Annotated in this window: 23 protein-coding genes and 1 pseudogene; 7 read left to right on the top strand and 17 right to left on the bottom strand. The window is 55.1% G+C overall.

The features are described from left to right. Positions 1-32 precede the first annotated feature (32 nt). The 4 genes from EK22_RS18395 to EK22_RS18380 all read right to left on the bottom strand — a co-directional run bounded on the left by EK22_RS18395 (position 33) and on the right by EK22_RS18380 (position 3232). The gene (locus EK22_RS18395) at positions 33-638 is read right to left on the bottom strand and encodes a hypothetical protein (protein ID WP_036253357.1); all 606 of its coding nucleotides are present in this window, start codon (positions 636-638) and stop codon (positions 33-35) included. 276 nt (positions 639-914) lie between these two features. Further along, the gene (rdgB, locus tag EK22_RS18390; RefSeq protein WP_020158678.1) at positions 915-1526 is read right to left on the bottom strand and encodes an RdgB/HAM1 family non-canonical purine NTP pyrophosphatase; all 612 of its coding nucleotides are present in this window, start codon (positions 1524-1526) and stop codon (positions 915-917) included. Then, on the bottom strand, positions 1523-2245 hold the full coding sequence (gene rph / locus EK22_RS18385) for a ribonuclease PH (RefSeq protein ID WP_036253347.1): 723 nt from the start codon (positions 2243-2245) through the stop codon (positions 1523-1525). The genes rdgB and rph overlap by 4 nt, the downstream gene beginning before the upstream one ends. Before the next feature lie 84 nt (positions 2246-2329). Continuing rightward, positions 2330-3232 carry a serine/threonine protein kinase gene (locus EK22_RS18380; RefSeq protein WP_020158676.1) on the bottom strand — a complete coding sequence of 301 codons (903 nt, stop codon included), beginning with the start codon at positions 3230-3232 and terminating at the stop codon, positions 2330-2332. A 47-nt stretch (positions 3233-3279) separates the two neighbouring features. Between EK22_RS18380 and EK22_RS18375 the strand changes: the two genes are divergently transcribed. The 6 genes and pseudogenes from EK22_RS18375 (at position 3280) to EK22_RS25480 (ending at position 9286) form a co-directional block, all read left to right on the top strand. Beyond that, positions 3280-4146, top strand: coding sequence for a YicC/YloC family endoribonuclease (locus EK22_RS18375; RefSeq protein ID WP_036253344.1), 867 nt, complete (start codon positions 3280-3282; stop codon positions 4144-4146). A gap of 62 nt (positions 4147-4208) precedes the next feature. Continuing rightward, the gene (gene gmk / locus EK22_RS18370) at positions 4209-4823 is read left to right on the top strand and encodes a guanylate kinase (protein WP_036253342.1); all 615 of its coding nucleotides are present in this window, start codon (positions 4209-4211) and stop codon (positions 4821-4823) included. A 421-nt stretch (positions 4824-5244) separates the two neighbouring features. Next, positions 5245-6249, top strand: a complete 1005-nt coding sequence (locus EK22_RS18365) for a dihydroxyacetone kinase subunit DhaK (RefSeq protein ID WP_036253399.1) — start codon at positions 5245-5247, stop codon at positions 6247-6249. A 4-nt stretch (positions 6250-6253) separates the two neighbouring features. Then, entirely contained in the window at positions 6254-6904 is a 651-nt protein-coding gene (dhaL, locus tag EK22_RS18360) for a dihydroxyacetone kinase subunit DhaL (RefSeq protein ID WP_036253340.1), read from the top strand. A gap of 565 nt (positions 6905-7469) precedes the next feature. After that, positions 7470-8021 (top strand): annotated as a pseudogene (locus EK22_RS25350) (transporter substrate-binding domain-containing protein); the annotation flags it as partial. 110 nt (positions 8022-8131) lie between these two features. Further along, positions 8132-9286: a sensor histidine kinase gene (locus EK22_RS25480; RefSeq protein WP_081917962.1), complete on the top strand. Its 1155-nt coding sequence runs from the start codon at positions 8132-8134 to the stop codon at positions 9284-9286. 513 nt (positions 9287-9799) lie between these two features. On the opposite strand, the gene EK22_RS18340 is transcribed toward EK22_RS25480, so the two are convergent. The 12 genes from EK22_RS18340 to EK22_RS18285 form a co-directional block, all read right to left on the bottom strand. Further along, entirely contained in the window at positions 9800-11017 is a 1218-nt protein-coding gene (locus tag EK22_RS18340; RefSeq protein ID WP_020158670.1) for a cytochrome-c peroxidase, read from the bottom strand. Positions 11018-11326: 309 nt separating this feature from the next. Next, positions 11327-11611, bottom strand: coding sequence for a hypothetical protein (locus EK22_RS18335; RefSeq protein ID WP_020158669.1), 285 nt, complete (start codon positions 11609-11611; stop codon positions 11327-11329). Between the two features lie 673 nt (positions 11612-12284). Next, positions 12285-12734, bottom strand: a complete 450-nt coding sequence (locus tag EK22_RS18330; protein ID WP_036253335.1) for a hypothetical protein — start codon at positions 12732-12734, stop codon at positions 12285-12287. A 103-nt stretch (positions 12735-12837) separates the two neighbouring features. Then, positions 12838-13161, bottom strand: coding sequence for a barstar family protein (locus tag EK22_RS25610; RefSeq protein ID WP_036253333.1), 324 nt, complete (start codon positions 13159-13161; stop codon positions 12838-12840). Positions 13162-13232: 71 nt separating this feature from the next. Continuing rightward, the gene (locus EK22_RS18320; RefSeq protein WP_036253331.1) at positions 13233-14243 is read right to left on the bottom strand and encodes a hypothetical protein; all 1011 of its coding nucleotides are present in this window, start codon (positions 14241-14243) and stop codon (positions 13233-13235) included. Between the two features lie 83 nt (positions 14244-14326). Beyond that, on the bottom strand, positions 14327-14806 hold the full coding sequence (locus tag EK22_RS18315; RefSeq protein ID WP_036253328.1) for a GNAT family N-acetyltransferase: 480 nt from the start codon (positions 14804-14806) through the stop codon (positions 14327-14329). Between the two features lie 311 nt (positions 14807-15117). Continuing rightward, entirely contained in the window at positions 15118-15537 is a 420-nt protein-coding gene (locus EK22_RS18310) for an RNA recognition motif domain-containing protein (protein ID WP_020158668.1), read from the bottom strand. A gap of 191 nt (positions 15538-15728) precedes the next feature. Further along, positions 15729-16037, bottom strand: coding sequence for a DUF3240 family protein (locus EK22_RS18305; protein WP_036253319.1), 309 nt, complete (start codon positions 16035-16037; stop codon positions 15729-15731). After that, positions 16034-19129 (bottom strand): efflux RND transporter permease subunit, encoded by a 3096-nt coding sequence (locus EK22_RS18300; protein WP_036253316.1) that lies wholly within the window; start codon positions 19127-19129, stop codon positions 16034-16036. Before EK22_RS18300 ends, EK22_RS18305 begins: the two co-directional genes overlap by 4 nt. Beyond that, positions 19129-20220 (bottom strand): efflux RND transporter periplasmic adaptor subunit, encoded by a 1092-nt coding sequence (locus EK22_RS18295; protein ID WP_036253312.1) that lies wholly within the window; start codon positions 20218-20220, stop codon positions 19129-19131. Before EK22_RS18295 ends, EK22_RS18300 begins: the two co-directional genes overlap by 1 nt. After that, positions 20217-21464 (bottom strand): TolC family protein, encoded by a 1248-nt coding sequence (locus tag EK22_RS18290; protein ID WP_036253309.1) that lies wholly within the window; start codon positions 21462-21464, stop codon positions 20217-20219. Before EK22_RS18290 ends, EK22_RS18295 begins: the two co-directional genes overlap by 4 nt. A gap of 89 nt (positions 21465-21553) precedes the next feature. Continuing rightward, positions 21554-21952, bottom strand: coding sequence for a hypothetical protein (locus tag EK22_RS18285; protein WP_020158663.1), 399 nt, complete (start codon positions 21950-21952; stop codon positions 21554-21556). A 99-nt stretch (positions 21953-22051) separates the two neighbouring features. On the opposite strand from EK22_RS18285, the gene EK22_RS18280 reads away from it, so the two are divergent. Continuing rightward, positions 22052-22990 (top strand): Tim44 domain-containing protein, encoded by a 939-nt coding sequence (locus EK22_RS18280; protein WP_036253307.1) that lies wholly within the window; start codon positions 22052-22054, stop codon positions 22988-22990. Between the two features lie 156 nt (positions 22991-23146). Here the strand turns inward: EK22_RS18280 and EK22_RS18275 are convergent, their stop codons facing one another. Next, a complete protein-coding gene (locus EK22_RS18275; RefSeq protein WP_036253297.1) occupies positions 23147-23683 on the bottom strand; it encodes an REP-associated tyrosine transposase in 537 nt (178 codons plus the stop codon). Between the last annotated feature and the right edge of the window lie 36 nt (positions 23684-23719).

Raw genomic sequence — 23719 nt, 5'->3', positions numbered from 1 at the left:
CTGTCATCAAATCAGCCACGAGTCTAAATGGGTTATGGACAGATTGTGCTTCCTTCAAAACATAAATAGCTGACTTCGGGAATGAATTGTAAATCATTTTGCAGAGTACATTGATTTACCGTGACATTAGCCAGTATTTTGCTTCTTCGCAGATTGCTGTAAATGCCGATGCCCTTAATGGGATTAATCTGTTCCACGCCTGAAATGGTCACAAGGCCGGGAGGGCCGCAGGGGACGATTTTCGGCGGCGCAACCAGGGTATCGTTTTCCGTGTATACCGCGCCGGTGCGATCGTCGTTGCCCAGAGCATGATCAAACAAGGGATTTTGACCGATGTACTGCACGAGTTCGCCGCGAAAAACGCCGCTGATGGTCAATACTCTCCTGATTCTCTTTTTTTCCGCTGGCGGCAGCAGGGGCCAGTCTCGCCTGTCCAAAGTGACCCTATAACGGCCTATTTGCTCGACAGGCTCACCGGGATTGGGCGATGCCCCAATTTCCTGCGATTCCGCCCAGCCCCGCCTGAGATTGTAAATGCCATCCAATTCACCGGTGTTTTGATCAGCGGAAACATCGGCAGCGATGGAAAGATTGAAAATGATGATTGCCGTGGAGCGGAATTTCCTGTTGACGTTCATAAACCCTCCTTACCACAAGTAATAGCAAATTAAAGGCGGGCAGGATAAGCGATACGTTAAAAAGATGAAGACGGATCCTATATAAGTAATGGATTTTTTACTTATGGATCCGGCCGCTTGTTTCCGTAAATCGAATTCCTGCACCGGTCGGTTTGAATTTGTTTTTATTTCAGCTATGTCCCGCGAAGCCGCGGATCGGATTGAATGCAGCGGTACGGAACCCCGGCAAAACAGATGCTTTAATGCCGGGTTTCTTGCTTAGTGAGTATGGCAGGGCTAAAAAGTTTCTTTAGCTGATATTAAGGCGGTCAAATTCTTCAGTGCCTTGCCTCTGTGGCTCAGCGAATTTTTCACGGCTGCCGGCAGTTCGGCCGAGGCGCGGTTTTGTTCCGGCACCCAGAATACCGGGTCATAACCGAAGCCGTTTTCGCCGGCGCTATGCGTCAGTATGCGGCCTTCCCAGATGCCCTGGGCGATCACCGGGCAGGGATCGTCGGCATGTTCCATGAACACCATGACGCAGATAAAGCGCGCGCTGCGTTGCGACTCGGGCACGCCGTCCAGTGCCCGCAGCAGTTTGTCGATATTGTCCTGATCGCTGGCGCCGGCGCCGGCATACCGGGCCGAGAATACGCCGGGCGCGCCGCCCAGGGCATCGACAACCAGCCCCGAGTCATCGGCAATGGCGGGCAGATGGCTCTGCCGGGCCGCGTTCCGGGCTTTCAGGATGGCATTTTCCACAAAGGTGAGGCCCGTTTCCTCGCAGTCGGCGACATTGAACGCGGACTGCGGAACGATCGTGTGGCCGGCAAGCAGGGCCTGAATCTCCCTGATCTTGCCGGCATTGCCGCTGGCCAGTACGATAGGTTGCGACTTGGCCGGGCTCATCTGAAGTTTTCCAGCGCTTCGTGCTGTTTTTCCAGCAGCTGCTTGATGCCGTGCCCGGCGAGATCCAGCATCGCGTCCAGTTCCGCCTTTCTGAAGGCATGGCCTTCGGCCGTGCCCTGCACTTCGATAAAAGCGGCCGCATCGTTCATGACCACATTCATGTCGGTTTCGGCATTGCTGTCCTCGGCATAATCCAGGTCCAGTACCGGCACGCCGTTGTAGATACCGACCGATACGGAGGCGACCTGTCCGTGCAGCGGGTTGGTCTTGATTTGCCTGCGTTTGAGCATTTTCTGCACGGCCAGCGACAAGGCGACGAAGCCGCCCGTGATCGAGGCCGTGCGCGTGCCGCCGTCCGCCTGCAGCACATCGCAGTCTATGGTGATGGTATTTTCGCCCAGCGCCTTTAAATCCACCGCGGCACGCAGCGAGCGGCCGATCAGGCGCTGGATTTCCAGGGTGCGCCCGCCTTGTCGGCCGCTGCTGGCCTCCCGGCCCATGCGGCTGTGCGTCGAGCGCGGCAGCATGCCGTATTCGGCGGTAATCCAGCCTTCGCCCTTGCCTTTCAGAAAACGCGGCACATGGTTGTCAACGCTGGCCGTGCAAAGCACGCGCGTATCGCCAAATTCAACCAGAACAGATCCTTCCGCATGTTTTGTAAAGCCGCAGGTAAATTTGATGTCTCGTAGTTGATTCGGGTTGCGTCCGCTAGGTCTCATTATCTGTTCCGCTAAAATAAAACCGCACAGTATACCTGATCCGGGGATGAGGCGGGCTCGATTTTAAGGCATCGGGAACGGTTGTTAATTGCTGTCGGCAAGCGCCTGCTGCAACTCGGCGACCGATTGCGGGCGCTTTTCCGGGCGCAGTTCCATGGCCCAGTCTATGGCTTTCAGCAAAAATTGCGGAAATTTGCGTTTGAAGGCTTTAACGGCGGGCACGAGCGTATCCTGCCGCATCCGGTCGGGCGCCGGAATCAGCGGTTTATATTCAAGGCAGGCGCGCATGCTGGCACCTATGGCATAAATATCGGTCCATGGACCTAAAGGTGCGCTCAAATCATGCTGCTCTATAGGCGAGAAGCCTTTGGTCAATATCTTGCCTTGCTTGTTCAAGCGCCCATGCGGAAAGCTCTGGATGGCGCCGAAATCGAGCAGTAGCGCATCATGGCCGGGGCGCACGAGAATATTGGCGGGTTTGATGTCCATGTGGATAAGATGATGCGCATGAATATGGCTGACGCCGTCCAGCAGCGAATTGAAGACGGCCAGCAGGAATTCATCGGTAACCGGCAGGAGCTTGTTTTTGAGAATTTTATTGAGCGTGACGCCATAGTCATAGGTCATAACCATGTAAACCGTGGCGTTGGCCTGGAAAAAATTGATCACCTCGACGATATTGGGGTGTTTCAGTTTCGCCAGAACCTTGGCCTCCTCGAAAAACAAGGCCCGGCCGTGCCGGAACAGGGACTGGGTTTCATCGCTGTTGGCGACAACCATGTTGTTCCAGGTCCGGTGCGCCAGCTTGCGGGGCAAGTATTCCTTGATCGCAACCTGAACCTGATCCGCTGTCTGCCGGGCCAGATAGACCGAGCTGAATCCGCCATGCGCCAATTCCCGCTCGATCATATACTGGTCTATAATAGTGCCGGTTTGAAGGTAGTTCCACTGCTTCGGATAGGTGTCGGGATCGTAGTATTCGGCCATTGAAAAAAATTCTGTCGAGCTAAGACTCTACAAAGTATAGGTGAAAAATGATTAAAAGTATGACCGCTTTTGCCGGTAATGAAGCAGAAATCGGTAAGCTGACCCTCAGTTGCGAATTGCGTTCGGTCAATCACCGCTACTGCGATATCACCTTCAAGCTGCCGGATCGGTTGCGTTTTATCGAATCCGATCTGCGCGCCATCATTGGAGCCAGGATTAAACGCGGCAAAGTGGAATGCATCATAAACAGCAAGAAACAGGCTAAAGACGGCCAGGAGTTACTCATTAACCGCGATGCCGTCGCGGCCCTGCTGGCGGCCGCCAGTGAAATCGAGCAACAGATGCTGGCCCCGCTGTCATTCTCGGCGCTGGATGTCCTGGCCTTCCCCGGCATACAGCAGGAGCCCGACAATGACCGGGAAGCGCTGAAGCGCGGCATCACGGCACTGGTCGACCAAACGCTGGACCAATTGCTTGAGGTTAGGGAGCGGGAAGGCGCCCAGCTAGGCGAACTGATCACGGAACGCTGCCTGAAAATGCAAGGCTTTGTGGCCTCGGCCGGCAAACGCATGCCGGAAGTCCTGTTGAATCTGCGGAATAAGCTGAAAGACAGAATCACCGAGCTGTCCGCCGAGCCCGACTTCGACCGCCTGGAGCAGGAACTGGTGTTTCTGGCGCAAAAACTGGATATCTCTGAAGAACTGGACCGGCTGCAAACCCATATTGCCGAAGTGTTAAGAGTGCTCCTGCAAAAAGACCCGATCGGCAGGCGGCTGGATTTTCTGATGCAGGAATTGAATCGCGAGGCCAATACCCTGGGCTCCAAATCGGCCGATAAGGAAATGACCCAGATCGCCATCGAACTGAAAGTGCTGATCGAGCAGATGCGCGAACAGGTACAGAATATCGAGTAAGGCGCCGCCGCTCCCAGACCTATTACCAACCGGCCCATCATCCTTAATTAAGACAAGACCTTATGAACCACGGCAAACTTTACATCATTGCTGCACCGTCCGGGGCCGGCAAAACCAGTCTGGTGAAACAGCTGGTCGCCGATCTCGACAGCCTGACCGTATCGATTTCTCATACGACGCGCCCGATGCGCCCCGGCGAAGCGCATGGCCGGGATTATTATTTTGTCTCGATCGCCGATTTCCAGGCCATGCTGGAACAGCAGGCCTTTCTTGAACATGCCCGGGTTTTCGATAATTTTTACGGCACCGCCAGGCAAACCGTGCAGGAAAACCTGAGCCAGGGCCTGGATGTGATTCTGGAAATCGACTGGCAGGGCGCCCAGCAGATCAAACAACTGCTGCCGGACAGCCAGTCCATTTTCATTTTGCCGCCTTCGACCGCCGTATTGCAGCAGCGCCTTAGAAACCGCGGCCAGGATGATGAGCAGATCATCGCCCGCCGCATGCGCGATGCCGTGGCCGAAATGAGCCATTATCACGAGTTTGATTATCTGGTGGTCAATGATGACTTTGAACAGGCGCTGGCGGCATTAAAAAGCATCCTGATCGCCAACCGCTTAACGAGGCAGCGGCAGCAGCATAAGCTGGCGCCGCTGTTAAAAGCGCTGCTTTCCTGATGAATCGGGAGGCAGGGTAGGTGCAACGGCCTGCAAATATAATTTGCAGGCCCTGCAGACGTCGCCCTGGGCTCGCTTTAGTTGCAAATATGTAAAAACAGACTATTCCAATGAAAGCAGCGATTGGAAATTAGTAAATTTACGGTTAGATGACCTGCCGTAGTCGGCCAGAAGCGGATAGTGAGAGGTCGGTCATCTTTATGCTTGTTTGCGTGTGTAGAGAAGTGAATGGGCATTGGAATTTCATATCCGCCTATCTTTCGAGTCAGTACATATGGGTATTCGTACATATTGTGTACTTGAATCGAGATATGTACGGTTAATGGATATCGTGGATCAACGCCTATATTGCCTTGGCATGGAAATGCTGATTGGATGTGCAATAGAGTCGGTTTCCCAGGACACAAAGAAAGGCGCCTGCATGAACAAGACCAAGAAAATTCTCAACGATCCGAAGAACGTGGTTCCGGAACTCCTCGAAGGATTAGTTGACGCATACCATGGGCAGGTCAGAAAGTTGGACGGTGTGAATGCCGTTGTGAAGTCGAAGCTACCCAAGGACAAGGTCGGCCTATTGGTCGGCGGCGGCAGCGGACATGAACCCCTCTTCGCAGGTTTTATCGGCAGGAACATGGCCGACGGTGCCGCTTGCGGCAATGTGTTCGCGGCCCCGTCGCCGGACATCATTCTCAGCGCCACTAAAGCGCTGAACCAGGGGAAGGGGGTACTCTACCTCTACGGCAATTACGCTGGCGACAATATGAATTTCGACATGGCTGCTGAACGGGCTGCCGAGGAAGGCATTGCGACCCAAACCGTTCGGGTCTGGGACGATGTGGCCTCTGCTCCACTGGAGCGAATGGAAGACCGCCGAGGAATTGCCGGCGACCTGTTTGTCATCAAGATCGCAGGTGCCGTTTCGGCACAGGAAAACGACCTGCACGAGGTATCCCGCATTGCCAGCAAGGCTCGCGACAACACCCGATCCATGGGTATTGCCTTATCCGCCGGGTCGCTGCCGGAGACCGGCGAACCCACATTTGAACTTCCCGATGATGAAATCGAGATCGGTATGGGACTCCACGGTGAAGCAGGCGTGTCGCGGGAAAAGATGCTTACCGCCGATGCGCTGGTCGAGAAGATGATGCACAGGATTCTGTCCGACCTCCCGTTCGAAAGCGGCTATGAGGTCTGCCTGCTGATCAACAACCTGGGCGCGTCGACGATGATGGAGCTCTTGCTAGCGAATCGCAAGGCACAGCAGATTCTGAGGGACAAAGGGATCAGTGTTCACGACACGCTCATTGGTAGCTACTGCACGTCGCAAGAGATGGCGGGGTTCTCCATCACACTGATGAGACTGGACAATGAGCTCAAGTCCTACTACGACATGCCCGCGCAATCGCTTGCATTGGTGAAGGCTTGATCCCATGGCAATCTTGGAACTGAGCGCACAGGATGTCCGGAAGATGTTCCTGTATGTATCTCAGAGGATGGTGGAGAGCAAAGACCTTCTCACCCAAGCCGACAAGGCCATAGGCGACGGCGACCATGGGGTGGGCATGGCCAGGGGCTTCGGGGCGGTAGCGGAAAAACTGGAAGGACAATCTTTCAATACCGTAGGCGAATTGCTCAAGACCATTGGCACGACATTGCTCATGTCAGTGGGCGGCGCAGCGGGGGCGGTCTTCGGCACCTTTTTCAGCGGTGGAGCCAAGAACCTTGGAGACGCCCCATCGCTGGATTCCCGCGTCCTGTCGCACATACTGCTTGATGGCCTGGAGGCGGTCAAGCAGCGTGGCGGGGCTAAGGTCGGCGACAAGACAATGGTGGATGCGCTCCAGTCTGCTGCAATGAAATCCGAAGACATGAGCTCAGCGCCGCTCTCCGAAAGCCTGTCGGCCGTTGCCGGTGCGGCGGAACAAGGCATGGAGAAAACCAAGGAGATGACGGCCTCTATCGGCAAGGCCAAAACGCTCGGCGAACGATCGCTGGGCCATGCCGACCCGGGCGCCATCTCGACATACTTGATTCTAAAATTCATGACGGAGTTCGTAACAGAAAGGGATGCCCCTCGATAAGCATACTCAGCAAAACCGTTCGACTTGGCAGATGGCGCACACCGTTTTGGAAAAGATGCTCACAGTGGTCTTCGACCCTACCCCGAGCTATGGCGTGCCGGCCGGGTTCGAACACATCCTGGGCCGAATTCGGTCTTTCGCGAATGACAAAGTTCGGCCAATATCGGATATTCATCATCCCGATTCCTTTGGTCAAGCACAACATCTATTGCCTCCCTCAAGACCATGCAATCAGTCATAGCCCAACAAGCACGATTAATCGACTAGAGAAAACCTCTGCCAGAATTTTAATATCTATGTAATTTTACTGATAGTCAGCATAGTGAAACTGGTGTCATGATCGCTACTGTCAGCAGACAATTACCCAAGCATGGGCAGACTTCTGATCCCATATGGCGGTTACTGTGACTTTGGATATATTTTTTAGACGACCTGTTACTTTTGAGCCGAGCATGGGACATTGATTTTGAAAACATTACCCTGTCTTGCGACAGATGCATCTGTTACTACTCCTCTATTTTCTCATCCACCGTATAGCCTATTAGCCCTTCAGCCTGACAGGCAAGTGTGTCCCCCTGTGAAGCGCTGGATCAGGCGATTGGCACTGCTTGCTGGCCTGGGTGGTTATCTTAAGTCTTCCCGGTCTCATGAGCGCCGAATAGCAGCAACCGTACGTGTCGGTTCGAGGACCGACTTTTCGCCTTATGCCGATGTCGATGCGCAGGGCCGATCCGCCGGTTTCGCTGTTGAGCTGTTCGCTGCCGTTGCCGCAGTGATGGACATTCCGGTCACCTTTTATTCCGGCCGCCTGGATACCCTCTGGCAAAGCCTGAAGTCAGGTGAGATTGATGTCCTGCCGCTGGTGACACGCATGCCGTAACGCGAAGGCCAGGTGGCGTTTACTGAACCGCATACCATCGGCTACGATACCTTCTTCGTCCGCAAAGAAAGTGATCCTATCAAGTTTATCGAGCAGGCCCGCGCTCTGAACATCATCGTGGTGCGCTCAGATGCTGCCCATGAAGTGCTGGCCAGCCGCGGCTTTAATCAGCAACTGGTATTAGTCGATAACTTGGCGGACGGCTTTCGCCTGCTGGCCTCGGGGCAGCATGACGCCGTGCTGGCTCCGAAGCTACAAGGCAACGCGCTGATCCATAAGATCGGTCTGGATAAACTCGTCAACCCTGGCCCCTGCTCAAGGAATACCGGCGGGAGTTCTGCTTTGCCGTGCGCAAGAGCGACCCTGATCTCCGCGACCGCCTCGATCAGGGGCTGGCCATCGTCAAGGCCACTGGCGAGTACGATCGGCTCTACCGGAAATGGCTCGGTCTCTACGAAACGTCGACCTTTCCGGTTCGCTATGTGGCCTGGGGCGCATTAGCTGCTACCAGTCTGTTGGCACTGCTGGGCCTGTGGACCTGGCAGTTGCGCCGGCAAGTGGCGCTACACACCGCCGAAATGGCCCAAGCCTATACCGCCGTGCAGGCCTCCTACCTCGAGGATGGCCCGCGCTGGTTTCACGGAACGTACTCGCCGGACTTTGACGACGAAGGTCAAGTGCGTGGATTCGTGGGCCATGTGCTCGATATTACCGGCCAAAAGCGAGCCGAAGAGGCGCTGAAGGAGAACGACCGCCGCAAAGATGAATTCCTGGCCATGCTGGCCCACGAGCTGCGCAATCCGCTGGCGCCGATCGGCAATGCCGTGCACATCATGAAACGCTCGAGCCTGGACGAGACACGGCTGGCCTGGTGCAGCAACGTCATCGAGCGCCAAGTCGGGCGTCTGGTGCGACTGATCGACGACCTGCTCAATGTCTCGCGCATCAGCCGAGGCAAGATCGAGCTCAAGCAGGAGGCGCTTGACATCTCGACGATTGTGCAGCGGGCGGTCGAAACCAGCCAGCCGCTGATCGAGGCTCATCGACATGACTTCACGGTGCAGCTGCCGCCTGAATCGCGCTATGTGGAGGGCGATCTGGTGCGGCTATCGCAAGTCATCTCGAACCTGCTCAACAATGCCGCCAAGTATACTGATGCCGGTGGTTGTATCAGTCTGACTGTTGAGCCGGCGGACCATGAGTTTTTGATCCGGGTTCGTGACAACGGCCACGGCATTGAGCCTTCGGCACTGTCCAGTCTGTTTGAGCTGTTCTATCAAGTGGACCGCACGATCGATCGCTCGGAAGGCGGGCTGGGCATTGGTCTGGCGCTGGTTAAAATCCTGGTAGCCATGCACGGCGGTGAGGTTTGGGCCACCAGCGCAGGCCGTGGCCAGGCCAGCGAATTTATCATTCGCTTGCCTTGCTTGCTCCAATCAGCGCTCGACTCAGCTCCTCATCCAACAGATTTGAAGGCAAATGAGGCAGCGGCAGCAGCATAAGCTGGCGCCGCTGTTAAAAGCGCTGCTTTCCCGATGAACCGGGAGACAGGGTAGGTGCAGAGCCCTGCAGATATAAATTGCAGGCCCTGCAGACGTCGCCCAGGACTCGCTTTAGTTGCAAATGCCCTGGTTCCCACGGTCCTCCGTGTGAACCCATACGGAAGCTGGGAACTCCCCATAAAGGGTCAGTTTTTGTCCTTTTCCATCAGTCAGACAAAGACGCCGCAACTGGCCGCGGAAAGTCCATTGTCGGCTGCCCGCTAGGTTGCAAGCACCCAGCGGCGGGTCTTGCCTTCCCATTCGAAGCCAACGGAGGCGTATACCTTGGAATGCCCCCAATGCCGTGCACCAGCGGAAACCGGGGCAGCCCGGGTTTCCTGTTCGAGGCGCTGTCCATACGTATATCGTCCCAAGGGCGATATGCGGCAATCAGGCATTGAGGCTGTTAACCGAACCAGCCTCTTTCCCGCCGGTTATGAAAAGAACCGCTCTGACCCGACACCCATTGCCGCGTTAGGGTTGATAACCATCGGACAGTGTTTTCAGAAATGTCACAATCGCATCTTCCTGGTCTTCTGTGAGATGCAGGTTACCCAATTCCCTTATATTCACGTTCTCGGGCACCTCAGATGCCGGCCAGCAGTTCTGAGCCAGCGCATCCGCTTCTGTAGTGAACGGATCGGCACAGACAGGCTTGACGTCCCGCGTGTTGTAGAAATGGACAATCCCCTTCAAGCTCTTGAAATAACCATTATGCCCATAGGCCTTGACAAACCCTTCATGCGGCCGCTTGTCGACGTTACGCAGCGTGGGCACCTTCTGTTTGCCATCGTTCGCTGCTGCAAATTGCTGGTAATCTTCCCGGCTCGCCAGGAATCCTCCTAAACCGAGGTCGATCCAGCTGTCCCCCAAGGGGTTGAAATCCGTCTGGGTGTAGAAGGGGTTCTCGGGATTCCGGGGCACGCCCAGATTTTCATAGGTAAAGTCGGTGAATAAAGGCGGCTCACCGTTGGGCCCCCGATCCAGAACATGGCAGTTCGCACACCTACCTTTGGTTTTGAACAGGATCAGGCCTTTCCTCTCCTCCCTGGTTAGTCTGGCCAGACCCTTAAGGTAATAATCGTATTTCGAGGTAAAGGCATTGGATTCGGGCGATGCCTCGAAGGCAGCGATGGAGCGCGCGATGTTGTCAAAGGCGGCAGCCACCTTGTCCGGGTCGCAGACATCCGGTCCCCACACTTGCTGAAAGAGGTCGGCATAAGAACTGCCACAAACCTCTGAAACGACATCGGCCGACGCGGACAAAGCCTGTTCCAAAGGGTTTAGGAATGGACCTTGTGCCTGGTCGGCGGCGGGGTTTCCCAGTTTTTCGCCAGTGGCGCGACCATCCCAGAAGTTGCCGCCGATGAAGAGCGCTTCCCTCCTTTCCATCATATAATGCAGGGTCGGGCTGAATGTCGCATAAGCCGAGCTAGGCGGTTTACGGTTGCCGAAGCGCCCTGGTATGGACCCTTCATACACTCCCCCCGTTGCGTTAATAGCCGCGTCAGGTCCGGTCCAGCCAACCTCGGGCGAGTGGCACGCGGCACACGCTTGATTGGCGTTGAAGGACAGGTTCGGATCAAAAAAGATGTCTTTGCCCAACTGCTCGATTGGTGTCAACGCTTGCGCTGCCCCTGTTGCGGTGGTCAGACAAAGGGCTGTCGCATAAATGATGGCCGTCTTACGCATGGCACATTTCTCCTGTATTGAGATTGATAGATAGTTGAGAGTACTTGAGGTTACGGGAACAATGTTCCGAGCGTAACCGTGATTCACGTGGCGAAAGCCAAAAGCACTTTGTGACAAATGCCTAAATCATAGTCGATGCATGATGCCTCCTTTAGTCAATCTAACATTCAAAATAAGCGGCAGTGAAAAGCGACATGACGAAGGCGCCGCTTTTCACTGACCGAGTTGATGGCATGGCTAGCTCTTGTTAAGTTACAGACACGTTTTGCACTAAGATTTTCCCATTGATGCTGATGAAACGAAGAAACGCTATGTGCTCTTGGGCTTTGTATACTTTTGTTTCCAGAAGACGGCAGCAACCGTTTCTTTTCTATACACTGCAACGAACTCTCTTTCCGAAAAGTTACCAAGTTTGGCTTGGTATTCCTTGCGCTGAGCTGCTAGATTCTCTTTTGTGACAATTGCCTTTAATTGCTCGGTAAAATCCCTAACGTGCCGTTCGTGGTCGATGTCGGTCGAGGCTTGCATAAGGTTGTCCATTATGGGATTGGCAATTGCCAAGATTTCCGCTTCCGACCTCTCAAGCCAGTTCATGACGTGTCCTTTTGATAGCTAACGTCTTAAATCAGTCGACTCCAAAAGCGGCGTACCGGGCGCGAAAAAGACCACTGAACCCGCGCCGCTTTCGCGGGTCGCCTGGAGCCGATGGTTAGCCCGGATATTTCATGAAACCACAGAGAACACGAAGAACACGAAGAAAATCATGGTGTTATCATTTATCACCGATAACTTCATAAGCTCATCATGAAATATTTCTAAGTATTTGAATTGAAAAGCCTTCGTGTACTTCGTGTCCTTCGTGGTGAAATATTCAGGTTAGCCATCATTTTCGCCCCGGTATTATTTTAGGACAGTGATTGGCGAAAATCGGGCGGCCCAGAGTGCCAATCGGTAATGGTCATTTCCTTCAAGCCCATCCCCGCTGAGCTCGCCTAGTAGTCAGTCCATTTAATTATGGCGGTTAAATTGTAGGTGCGAATTTATTTATGCCCTTCAGGGTATTCGCACTATGAATACTCTGCAAACTTTAATCGTCAGAACAAGAATGACTGAGTACTAGACGAAAATCCAAAAGTGACTGTATCTTCCATGATAACCAGATTTTAGGCAATAAACTCAGGAATATTTCATCGGTTTCTATCCGCCTCTTATGATGGTCTGCAATGCGACACTAACCGGGCAACCAAGCCCTGACCCCTTGCTGTTGCTAATCACTGCTACTTCCAATAAAAACCCAGCGTTTGCCATTGGAATGAATATCATACGCAAAGTACCAAAATACCGGATAAGCTGGGCGCCCCTTGCGAAATCCAAACTCTGCCACTAGATCAGCTTCGTCGATATTGATGCGAGCGAATACCTTATTCATTAAAAACATGATCTCTTCGCGTTTTTCATCTAGCTTTTCTGGCCCGTGACCTATATCCCCTTCATAGAGAATCATATCCATTATTTCGGTTCTAGCGTCTTGCGGGGAAGAAGGCGACACATCTGATAGTTGTGCATCTTTCGACACCCCAGACTTCAACGCTTTCTCCAAACCTAGTTCAGGATCAAAGGGGCCATATAGATTTAACCAAACCTCGTAGTTGAGTCCATAGAGCAAGTGCTCGATTCTCTTGATCTCTGGTAACCGATTATCGGTGACTATTTTCATGTAGTCTTAACTACCAAGATCAGGCGCGTACTTGACGAAGCGCAGTGTGGCCAAGGCCGTTGACTGGAGCGCGGTATCAGCCATTCGCTTCGACTCCGAAAACCTATGCATAGAAGGACACCACGAGAATGGGAGTCTCGCAGACATCTAAGCGCCTCCAATTTACGAACGCGGCGCACTCTACAAATGCTTGGTACTGCTCCGGGCACTGCGCTTTGAACTCAGACATATTGTCCAGGGAAACGCAAACCATCTCCCTCTTCTCAACGCGAACCCGACTGAACTCTTGGTCCAGGCTAGCCATGCAGTCTATCCATGCGTCCATGTTTCTTCCGTAAAACTCTGGGAAGCCAAAAGCATCTGCGAACACGTCATGGAACGTGTCCCAATCTCTTATTCTTGACGCGTCGATATGGACAATCTTCATAGCTAACGCCTAAAGCAGACGACGCACTAGCGGTCGGCTAAATTTACTTGTTAGGAGACTCTGAACGATGATCACGCTTCCTGAGTCTCCAGCTTTTTTAAGGCAAATTTTCCTCGCTCCGAAACTGAAGGAGATGAATCAGATGCAAGCAAGTTCGCTAACTTTAATGATTCCTCTCCAATAGTCTTTAATTCTCGGATAAGCATTTCTCCAGCAACACGCCTAACCATAGGTGAGTGATCAACTGCTGCCTTTTTTAATGTTTCTAAGAATGGGCTTGTGACAGATAAATTGCGCTCGGAAAGTACTGGTTTTAAACGCCCCTCGCAATATCGAATGTCAGTCCACTCCCATTTACGCCCTTCGAACCAAACCATTTTCCCTTCAAATAGGCATCGATATGCTTTTGCTCGAACAGACGGTTGAATTGCGTCCTCGGCAATTTCACTTAGGCAGTGATCTAGAGTTGCCGTACGTCCGACTTGCGCCAGCATCGAAGTCATCGGGCCAGAAGTAGCCGACATTATCCTTAATTTAAGGGCCTGAGACACCTCTTCGATAGAAGTGATTTCCAGCAGTACTCTCTTGTCTGCGTCTTCCAAGCGCCCCCATGAATTCCAATGGGGTAGAGTGACACATAAGGCATCAACAACGTGTTCCGGGTCCGATTCTTTTGCGATTATGGGAAGTTTTTCCTGTGCAGCTTCTCGAACCTGCCGCACCCAATCATTAAGTCGGCGAACAGCAAGGGCAAAGAAAAAACTATTGGGGGCCGCTCCGGATAAAGAGCACAATGTTTTTTCGCGCTTGAATCCATCTCCGCTACACAAATCTATCCATGTTAGGAAAGGTGTGGACTGCGTCCATGGCTTCCACTTTGAAGGAGTAGAAGATCTCAAGACTTCAGAAAATTCCCAACGTATTAACCGCTCCCAATAGTCCAAATTCGATAGCGATAGGCGCGATGTAGCATCTACTAACGAAGACATGTCAGCCACGACTTTTCGTCCAGAGTTAATCGACTTTGCAAACTCTCTTGTTGCCAATAATATCCTTTCTTCGTGTTCCTGCGGATGCTGCATGAAATGCTTGTCTCCTAACGTTTGAATTCACCGGCGCGCCGCCGATAGGGAGCGTCCAGTGGAATGATGGGTTGGGCCAGTGGTCATAAGGATACCTTTAGCTTGCGACCACCACTGATGGAAAACCCTTCTCGCTCATAAAAGGCTAAGGTTCTGTCGAACTGCGGTAGTGGAGGGGTTGTAACTTCCAGACGTGTCCAACTACGCGACGTGCCAAATGACTTCGTTTGGGACACAAGGCGTAGCCCCAATTCGTTACCGCGATACTCTGGACGAACATAAAGCTCGGGTATGGTGCCGAAGGGACCCTCAGCATAGAGGGCATAGCTTTCGTAAAGGGCAATAAACCCCGCAGCCTTTCCGTTGTTAGCATGAGCGACGAACACAAAGTATTTCTCGTGGTTGAGAAAGTCCGTTAGTCTAGAGATCGTTTCGGAATAATCAAAGTTGAATGCCTGAACGCCAATAACATTCATGATTTCCGCCAGCAACTCGCCAACCATTGCGGCGACTTCCGGCGCATCTTCGGTGGTTGCTTTTCGGATCGTGAAATCTGTGCTCATGTCATGCGGCTCAACATAATATATACGACAGTAGATGTCCAATAATCCAACACATTTGTCGTATAACTCCAGTGTTTTAAGTAATTGATTTGATAGCTGTCCCGGTATCCAGCGCCCAGATCTTGTGGATAAATACGACATTCAGCCTAAAAATCCAAAAGTGACTGTATCTTCCATGATAACCAGATTTTAGGCAATAAACTCAGGAATATTTCATCGGTTTCTATCCGCCTCTCTTATGATGGTCTGCAATGCGACACTAACCGGGCAACCAAGAAGCGGCACGAAAAGGCCGGTAAGGCCGGTAAGGCTTATTCATGCTTCCGGTGAAAACTTTTTTTGCTGCTGAACCTTTCTGAAACATCCTCAATCACTTCCAGATGAGCGCGCCTGCGGTCCGCGAGGCGTCTGTCACTGGCCGGCTGCCGCGTGTCGGTTCTGCGGTCGTTGCGCCAGTTTCGATATTGAAATTCATTGACGGCGGTATGCTTGCCCTTGAATAGCTTCCGGTTGAGTTTTTTTACGACTTTCATTGCCACGGCATCCGGCACGACTCGTACCAGGGCATGGAATTCAAGGGTATTGAACCGGGTATCTCTTTGTCCCTTAATCCGAATGGATTCTATTCTGCCGCTTCTGCTGAAAAAACCGCCTTTGATAATCGGCCGGATAAAATCTTCTATTTCCTTCTTTCTGGTATTGGCCGGTATGTTTTTTAAAATAATGATCATTACCTGAATTTCTTATTATTGGGTAGATACTGTCTGGCATCCGGTATGTGTAGCAATTACCGATATCTGCACGTGCGGGCCGGGTTGATAAAACCGGCCCGCACGCAACTTTTAACAGCAGATAATAACGTTCAGTTTGTTCAATCACAAGATGCCGATAGCCAGGCTTGTCGGTTTGCCTGTACTACTGCCTAGATAGTGCCGCTATCGATGACCGGCGTCACCCGGTAATGGATACCCGAGCCGGAAAACTCCTGCCTTAACTGTTCCAGCAATACCGGCAGTCCCTGCGCGGGCATATACAGTTGAAAGCGGATTTTTTTCTGCCGGCCCGTGACCTGCTCAAGCAGCGACAGGCCCTCGTTTTTATGGTCATGCGAGTTGACAATGTAACTGCTGAAGCCGTGTTCCGACTCCAGTACCAGCAAGTTATCGACAACCGCCTCTTCCAGGCCGGGCGGCACATTCAGGGTCACCAGGTATTCTTTATCGTTGTTCATGGTTTGACTCCATCGGCCATTGGCTCTGTCTCAGCGCGCGGCTCAGGCGACTGACCGAACAATTTAAACAAAATAGGCAGCAGAAACAGCGTCAGAAACGTCGATGAAACCAGCCCGCCGATCACGACGATGGCCAGCGGACGCTGAATCTCGGAGCCCGGGCCGGTCGCGAACAGCAGCGGAATCAGGCCGAAGGCCGCGATGCTGGCCGTCATCAGCACGGGCCGCAAGCGCCGCATGGAGCCGACGACCACGACCTGCGCCATGGCCATGCCGGTCGTGCGCAGCTGGTTGAAATAGCTGACCATGACCACGCCGTTCAGCACCGCGATGCCGAGCAGGGCGATAAAGCCGACCGAGGCCGGCACCGACAGGTATTCGCCCGACAGCCACAGCGCGAACACGCCGCCGATCATGGCCAGCGGAATGTTCGACAGGACCAGCGTGGCCTGGCGCACCGAGCCGAAGGTCGAAAACAGCAGCAGAAAGATCAGGCCCAGCGACACCGGGATCACGAGGGACAGCGTCGCGGCCGCGCGCTGCTGATTCTCGAACTGGCCGCCGAATTCGACGAAATAGCCGGTCGGCAGATCGACCTTGTCCCTGACGGTCTGACGCGCTTCGTCGACAAAACCGACCAGGTCGCGGTCCAGCACGTTGCTGCTGATCACGACGAAACGCTGGCCGTGCTCGCGTTCCACCGACACCACGCCCTCGACTTTCTCCAGGCGCGCGACGGTCGTGATCGGCACATGGCCGCCGTCGGGCAACGTTATCTGCAGGTTTTCAAAGCTGGCCGTATCGCTGCCGCCGCGGACAATCAGCGGCGTGCGCCTGATGCCTTCCTGCACGATGCCCAGTTTCAGTCCCTCGATCTGCGCGCGCAACATTCTCTCGATGCCGTCGCTGTCCAGGCCAAGGCGGCCGGCCGCCGCTTTGTCGATCGTCAGCTGCAGAAACTGCATGCCCTCGTTCTGCTTCGTGAACACATCGCTGGCGCCTTTGATGTTTCTCAGGACGCCGGCGATCTGCGCCGCTTTCTCGTTCAGCACATCCAGGTCCGTGCCGAACAGCTTGACCGCGACATCGCCGCGCGTGCCGGTCAGCATTTCCGATACGCGCATCTCGATCGGCTGCGTGAACTTGAAGGCGATGCCCGGCGTGGTGCCCATGACCTGCCGGATTTCCTCGATCAGTTGCTCCTTGCTGTCCATGCGCCATTCATCCTTGGGCTTCAGGATCAGGAAGGTATCGGTATCATTCAGGCTCATCGGGTCCAGGCCCAGCTCATCGGTGCCGACGCGCGAGACCGCATCGGTGATTTCCGGAATGTTCCTGAGCAGATTTTTCTGCACCTGCAGGTCCAGCGCCACCGATTGCTCCAGCGTGATCGACGGCAGTTTTTCCAGCTGTACGATAATGTCGCCCTCATCCATGGTCGGCATGAAGGTGCTGCCGATCTGCGTGAAGGCCGCCGCCGTGGCGATCAGCAAGACGCCGGCACCGATAAAGACTTTTTTACTGTTCGAAAAGCCCCACAGCAAGGCCGGCTGATACAGCTTCAGCAACTGCCGGGGCAGCCAGGGTTCCTCGTGGGACACTTGCTTCAGCAGATAGGAAGCCAGCACCGGAATCACCGACAGGGACAGCAGCAATGAGCCGCCGAGCGCGAACACGATGGTCAGCGCCACCGGCGTGAACAGCTTGCCTTCCAGCCCCTGCAGGGTCAGCAGCGGCAGGAATACGATGATGATGATCAGGATGCCCGAGGTCACGGGCACGGCCACTTCGCGTGTGGCGCGGTAGATTACGTGCAGGCGCGGCAGGCGCCGGGCTTTTTCCGCGTGCGCCATGTGCGTGATGATGTTTTCGACCACGACCACGGCCGCATCGACGAGCATGCCGATGGCGATGGCCAATCCGCCGAGGCTCATCAGGTTGGCCGACATGCCCATCTGCTGCATCAGGATGAAGGTCACGAGCGCCGCCAGCGGCAGGATCAGGGCGACGGTCAGCGCGGCGCGCAGGTTGCCCAGAAACAGGATCAGCAGAATCACGACCAGCACGATCGCTTCCTGCAAGGCATGCTGAACCGTGTCGACGGCCTTGTCGACCAGATTGCCGCGGTTATAGAACACCTTGGCCTCGACGCCGGGCGGAAAACCGGCTTTCAGCTCGTCCATTTTTGCCTGTATGCCCTCGATGGTCTGGCGCGCATTGGCGCCGCGCAGGCTCAGCACCAGGCCGGTGACGGCTTCACCCTTGCCGTTCTTGCTGACCGCGCCGTAGCGGGTCAGGGCGCCGATCCTGATGTCGGCGACATCGCTGACCTTGATCGGCGCGCCGTCCTTGTTATCGACGACGATGGCCGCGACGTCGTCCAGGGTTTTGATGCGGCCTTCGGCACGCACGATCAGCGCTTCCTCGCCCTCGGTCAGGCGCCCCGCGCCGTCGTTGCGGTTATTGCTTTGCAACGCCTCCACCAACTGGTCGATAGTGATGCCGCGCGCGGCCAGGCGCATATTGTCCGGCACCACCTCAAAGCTTCTGACCAGCCCGCCCAGCGAATTGACATCGGCCACGCCGGGCACGGTGCGCACGGCCGGGCGAATGACCCAGTCCAGCAGCGTGCGCCGTTCCGTCAGGCTGAGGTCGCCGCCTTCGATCGTAAACATGAACATTTCGCCGAGCGGCGTCGTCATCGGGGCAATGCCGCCTTCCACGCCCTCGGGCAGGTCGCCCCACATCGTGTTCAGGCGCTCGGCGATCTGCTGGCGTGCCCAGTAGATATCGGTGCCTTCCTCGAAATCGACCGTAATATCGGTCAGCGCGTACTTGGCGATCGAACGCAGCATGGTCTGGTGCGGAATGCCCAGCAGTTCGACTTCGATCGGTGCGGTAATGCGCGCTTCGACCTCTTCCGGCGTCATGCCGGCTGCTTTCACGATGACCTTGACCTGGGTCGGCGAGACTTCCGGAAAGGCATCGATCGGAATGTTTTTAAACGCGTAATAGCCGCCGCCCGCCAGCAGCGCTATCACCAGCAGCATCAATATGCGCTGGCTCAGCGCGAAACGAATCAGACCGCCCATCACTCATCGCCCCCGAGTTCCAGCCAATTGGCTTTCAGCGCGGCCGCGCCCGTGACGGCGATATCTTCAGTGCCGGTCAACTCGCCGGCAATGATGGAATCGGTATCCTGTCTGCCCATGACCTTGACCGGTTTGACCATAAAACCCTGGTCCGTGCGGATAAAGATATAAGCCCGGCCTTCGTGTTGGGCGACAGCCGAGTTCGGGACCTTGAATGCCTTCTTGTCGCTGCCCTGGATAATCCGCGTGTTGACTTTCTGTCCGGCGCGCACGGCGGCCGGCATGCTTTTGATGACGGCCCGGGCCAGCACCGTCTGGTTCTGTGGATTGACGCTCTGGCCGAGCAGGCTGATGGGCGCCGTGACATCGGTATTGTCGATCACCACCTGATCGCCGATATTGATATCCCCCAGGCGCTCCTGCGGGATGTTGATTTCCAGCCAGAGTTCGCTCAAGTCGGCGATGCGGTACAGCGGCGCCAGATTGTCTATGCGCTGGCCGGCCGCGGCCATGCGCTCGAGCACGACGCCCGACATCGGCGCGCGCACCGTCAGCCGGCTGCTCAGGCGCTGGGTCTTGGCCAGGCGCTCGATTTCCGCAGCCGACAGGCCGGCTATTTCCAGCAACTGCCGGGCTTCGTGCGCTTCGTTCAGGTAAATATTGTATTGGCTGCGCGTCTCCTGCGAACGCCGGCCGGAAATCACGCCTTCTTCCAGCAGTTTTTTGTCGCGGTTATAAACCGCCCGGCCCAGCTCCAGCTCATTGACGGCCTTGAGATATTGCTGCTGCAGGGCCAGCAGGTCCGGGCTGTTGATCTCGGCCAATACCTGGCCTTTCTCGACCTTATCGCCGACGGCCGCATGCAGTTTCGTGATCAGGCCGGCCTGGGCGGTGCTGACGACATGCTCGTGCGTCGGCGGGATCGCGACTTTCGCAGGCGCATACAGGACCGGCACCTGGCTGGCGGGCTCGGGCTTGCCCAGCTTCACGCCCAGATTGTCGATGTGTTCCGGGGTTATCCGAATGACATGGTCAGCCGCCTGGACGCCGGCGCAGGCGATGCTCAGCAGTAATAATAAAATGATGTTCATGGGGTCACTCCGACGGCTTGGTTGTACAGCGCCTTATCGCGCTCCAGTATGACTGATCGCTCTTTGGCATTCAGAAGGGCCTGCTGGGTTCTGGATTGGATTTTCAGTAAATCGATCAGGTTGATTTCACCCAGCGAAAAGCTCAGTTCGGTCATTTTTAAATGCTCCTCGGCCGCCTGTTTCAATTGCTCGGCGATGGCCAGCTCGGCCCGGTTGACTTCCAGGTTGTGTTCGGCTTCGTGGTGGGCCCGCTCGAGATCCCTGATGAGTTGCTCGCGTTCGGCAATCAGTTTGTTCAGCTCGACGTTGGCGGCGGCGATCTGCGGCGCCAGATGCGCGCTGCCGCCGAACGGCACGGACACGGCGATGTTGAAGCTTTCGGTCTTATTACTGCGCTCGTCACCGTGATCGGTGTTGATGCCGACCGAAACATCGGACTGGCCCGAGCCTACGGCCTTGATGGCAGTGACTTCGGCCTGCTTGCGCGCGATCTGGCTGTTAACGGCGGCCAAGGCAGGATGGTTCTGCTGGACTTCCGTTACGTCCGCCAGGGTTTCGCGGTAATTGCCCGGCACTTTCGTCATCTGGGTGATGCTGGCATAGCGTTTGCGCGCATGCATGACTTCGGCCTCGGTCTGGGTCAGTCGCGAGCGCTGTTGCAGCAGTTCGGTTTGCGCCAGCAGCAGATCGGCGCGCGGCAGATCGCCCAGCTCGACGCGGCGCTCAACCTTGGCCAGCAGTTGTTCGGACAGATTGACCTGGGCCTGAGCCTGGTCGTAGCGGATTTGCTGCAGTTCCATATCCCACAGGGCGCCCCTGACCAGGCCCGCCACGCGTAATTTAACCGCGGCCGACTGCATCCGCGCGCTGCTTTCGGCCTGTTTCGCGACGGCCTGCTCGGCATCGCGCTGGCCGAAGTTCCACAGCGGCGCGGTAATACTGGCATCGCCATAATGCAGGGTGCCGCTGGTGGCTTCCTGGAAGAACAGGCCGATGCTGGGCGCGCCGGCCAGCCAGCTGTCACCACGCTGTCCGAGCGCGGCGGATTCTTCTTCCAGCGCTTTTAGCCAGGCGTTGTCAGGGTATTGTTCCAGCGTTAACTCGATGGTCTGGCTCAGACTCAAACCGGCATCGACTTCGATCGGATCGAAATGGGCGACAACAGGAATGGCATCCGCAAAGCTCAGCGAGGTGGCCAGCGCATAAGCCGGCAGACACCTTCTGATAAGGCGAAGGGCAAACATAATAAAGCTCCGGTGCGGTTTAATACCGCTTATCAGTTTTTAGAAAATAAGGAACAAGTTCCGTGGTGGAACTTAAAAAACAACGGAGATTAACGGGCAGGTGGCGCGCGGGGCGAGAGCGAGGGAATGAGCAGCCGGCAGACAAACGGCTGGGTTTGCGGGGAAAAATTCGTATCGAACGGGGAGATCGGCGCATTGAACAGGCCTATCTCGTGATGCAAGTAAGGACTTTGGTCGGCATCCGTATCGGCATGCGTCGGGTTGAGCCTGATGCCGGTATCGACACTGAACAGCATCACCTCGGCACCGGCGGTATAGGAGACCGCCTCTAGCCCCAGACCGGCGTTTTTGGCGCCATACGCTTCCAGGCCGGGGACATGCAGGCCCAGGTCGGGGATTTTCTCGCCGGCATGCGCATGCACCAACGGTGCAATCAATTGCAACATCGCCAGGAAGACAACAATATGGAAGCGTAGGGCAGACAACATCCGGTAATGCTATGCTATTAAAAAAAAATTAACAACTTGTAATTTGCCCATTCACCCTCATATCCATAAAACCTCTATTGACATCCCTCCTAAAAACTCATGAATAGATACACCGGCGTAATAGCCACTTTATTGATCGGCCTGTCCTTGTCGCTAGGCGGCATTTCCGATGCCGAGGCCAAACGCTTCGGCGGCGGCAGTTCCTTCGGCGGCCGGTCCTCGTTCAGCCAGCCTTACAAGCGCGCTGTCGCGCCGCCGGCCCGCTCGTCCAATCAGCAGCAACAGCAGCAAGCCGCGCAGCAAAACCAGACCGCCCGCCCGGGCACGGCTAACCGCGGCGGCCTGATGGGCATGCTGGGCGGTCTGGCGCTGGGCGGTTTGCTGGGCTCATTGCTGGCCGGCGGCGCTTTCCAGGGCATCAACCTTATCGATATTCTGGTGCTTGGCGGCCTGGTGTTCCTGCTTTACAAACTGTTTGCGGCCAGGAAGACAGGCACCCGGCCGCAATCACCCAATGGCTATGACGACAGCGCGGCAGCCTATACGCCGCAGTCCGGTTCATCGAACCCGGCCGGATTCGATACCGATATTCTGTTTAATAAAGACAAGCCAGGCGCTGAACCGGCTTCGCAAGATGCCTACTTCGGCCAGGACATCGCCGTTCCGGCCGGTTTCGACACCCCGGCGTTCCTGGCCGGCGCCAAAACCGCCTTCAAGGCGCTGCAAAAAGCCTGGGATGAGCGTGACCTGGCCGAAATCAGAGGCCTGACAACCGACAAGGTATTCGCCGAAATACAGGACCAGCTTAAAGCCTCCCGCGAGGAAAACCGCACCGACGTCCTGAAACTGGAAGCGGAACTGTTGGAAGTGCGTGAAATCGGCACCGAACTGCAGGCGGTCGTCCTGTTCGATGCCATCATGCGAGAAAACGATAATGTCCATGCCGATCAGGTCCGCGAAGTCTGGCATTTCGTTAAGCCCAAAAACAGCATACAGCCTACCTGGTATCTGGACGGCATTCAGCAATTGGAAGATTGATTGCCGGATTCAGCCAAGCCGTTGATAACGCTCCGGCGGGATTGATGAACCCGGCATTTCAAGGCCGACCAAGCTCCGTAGGTCGGGTTAGCGCAGCGTAACCCGACACTTTCGCTAACCCGACCTACGATTACGGTTTCGTTGTGCTGGTGCTGTTTATTCATGACCTACACCTTCGAGATCAATGCCATCTCGCCCCCAATCGGGCGGATATATGCCTGCTTCAATATAACGGCGAAAACTGGAATACGGCCAATCGATTGGCGATGACGCCAATCGATGTTTGACCGGATTGTAATGGATGTAATCGACATGGCGCTGAAAATCGGTTTCGTCACGTATCACATGCTCCCAATAACGGTGTTGCCAAACCGCCTGTTCGCCTCGCGATTGGCGAGAGGCGTTGCGGTATTGCCGCAACGCCGGATCGCAATGTTTGGTAAACCCGGTTTTGATCAATCTCCAACGGGTAGCGTAATCGCTGTCGCCGGACGGCAATGTCCATAGGCAATGTAAATGATCCGGCATTACTACCATCGCGTCGATCTCGAACGGGCGGGATTTGCGTACATTGCGAAATGCGTCGCGCAGGACTTCGACCATTGCTGCATTGTTAAACACCGGCCTGCGTTTTTCCGTGACTACGGTAAAGAAATAACTCCCTCCTGGGATGAATACGCGTCGGTATTGCATGATTATTGTCCGGTTACACTATCGCTAAAATTATTC

The organism is Methylobacter sp. BBA5.1, from assembly GCF_000746145.1.
Lineage (GTDB): Bacteria > Pseudomonadota > Gammaproteobacteria > Methylococcales > Methylomonadaceae > Methylobacter > Methylobacter marinus.
This window is presented reverse-complemented; position numbering and strand designations above follow the sequence as displayed.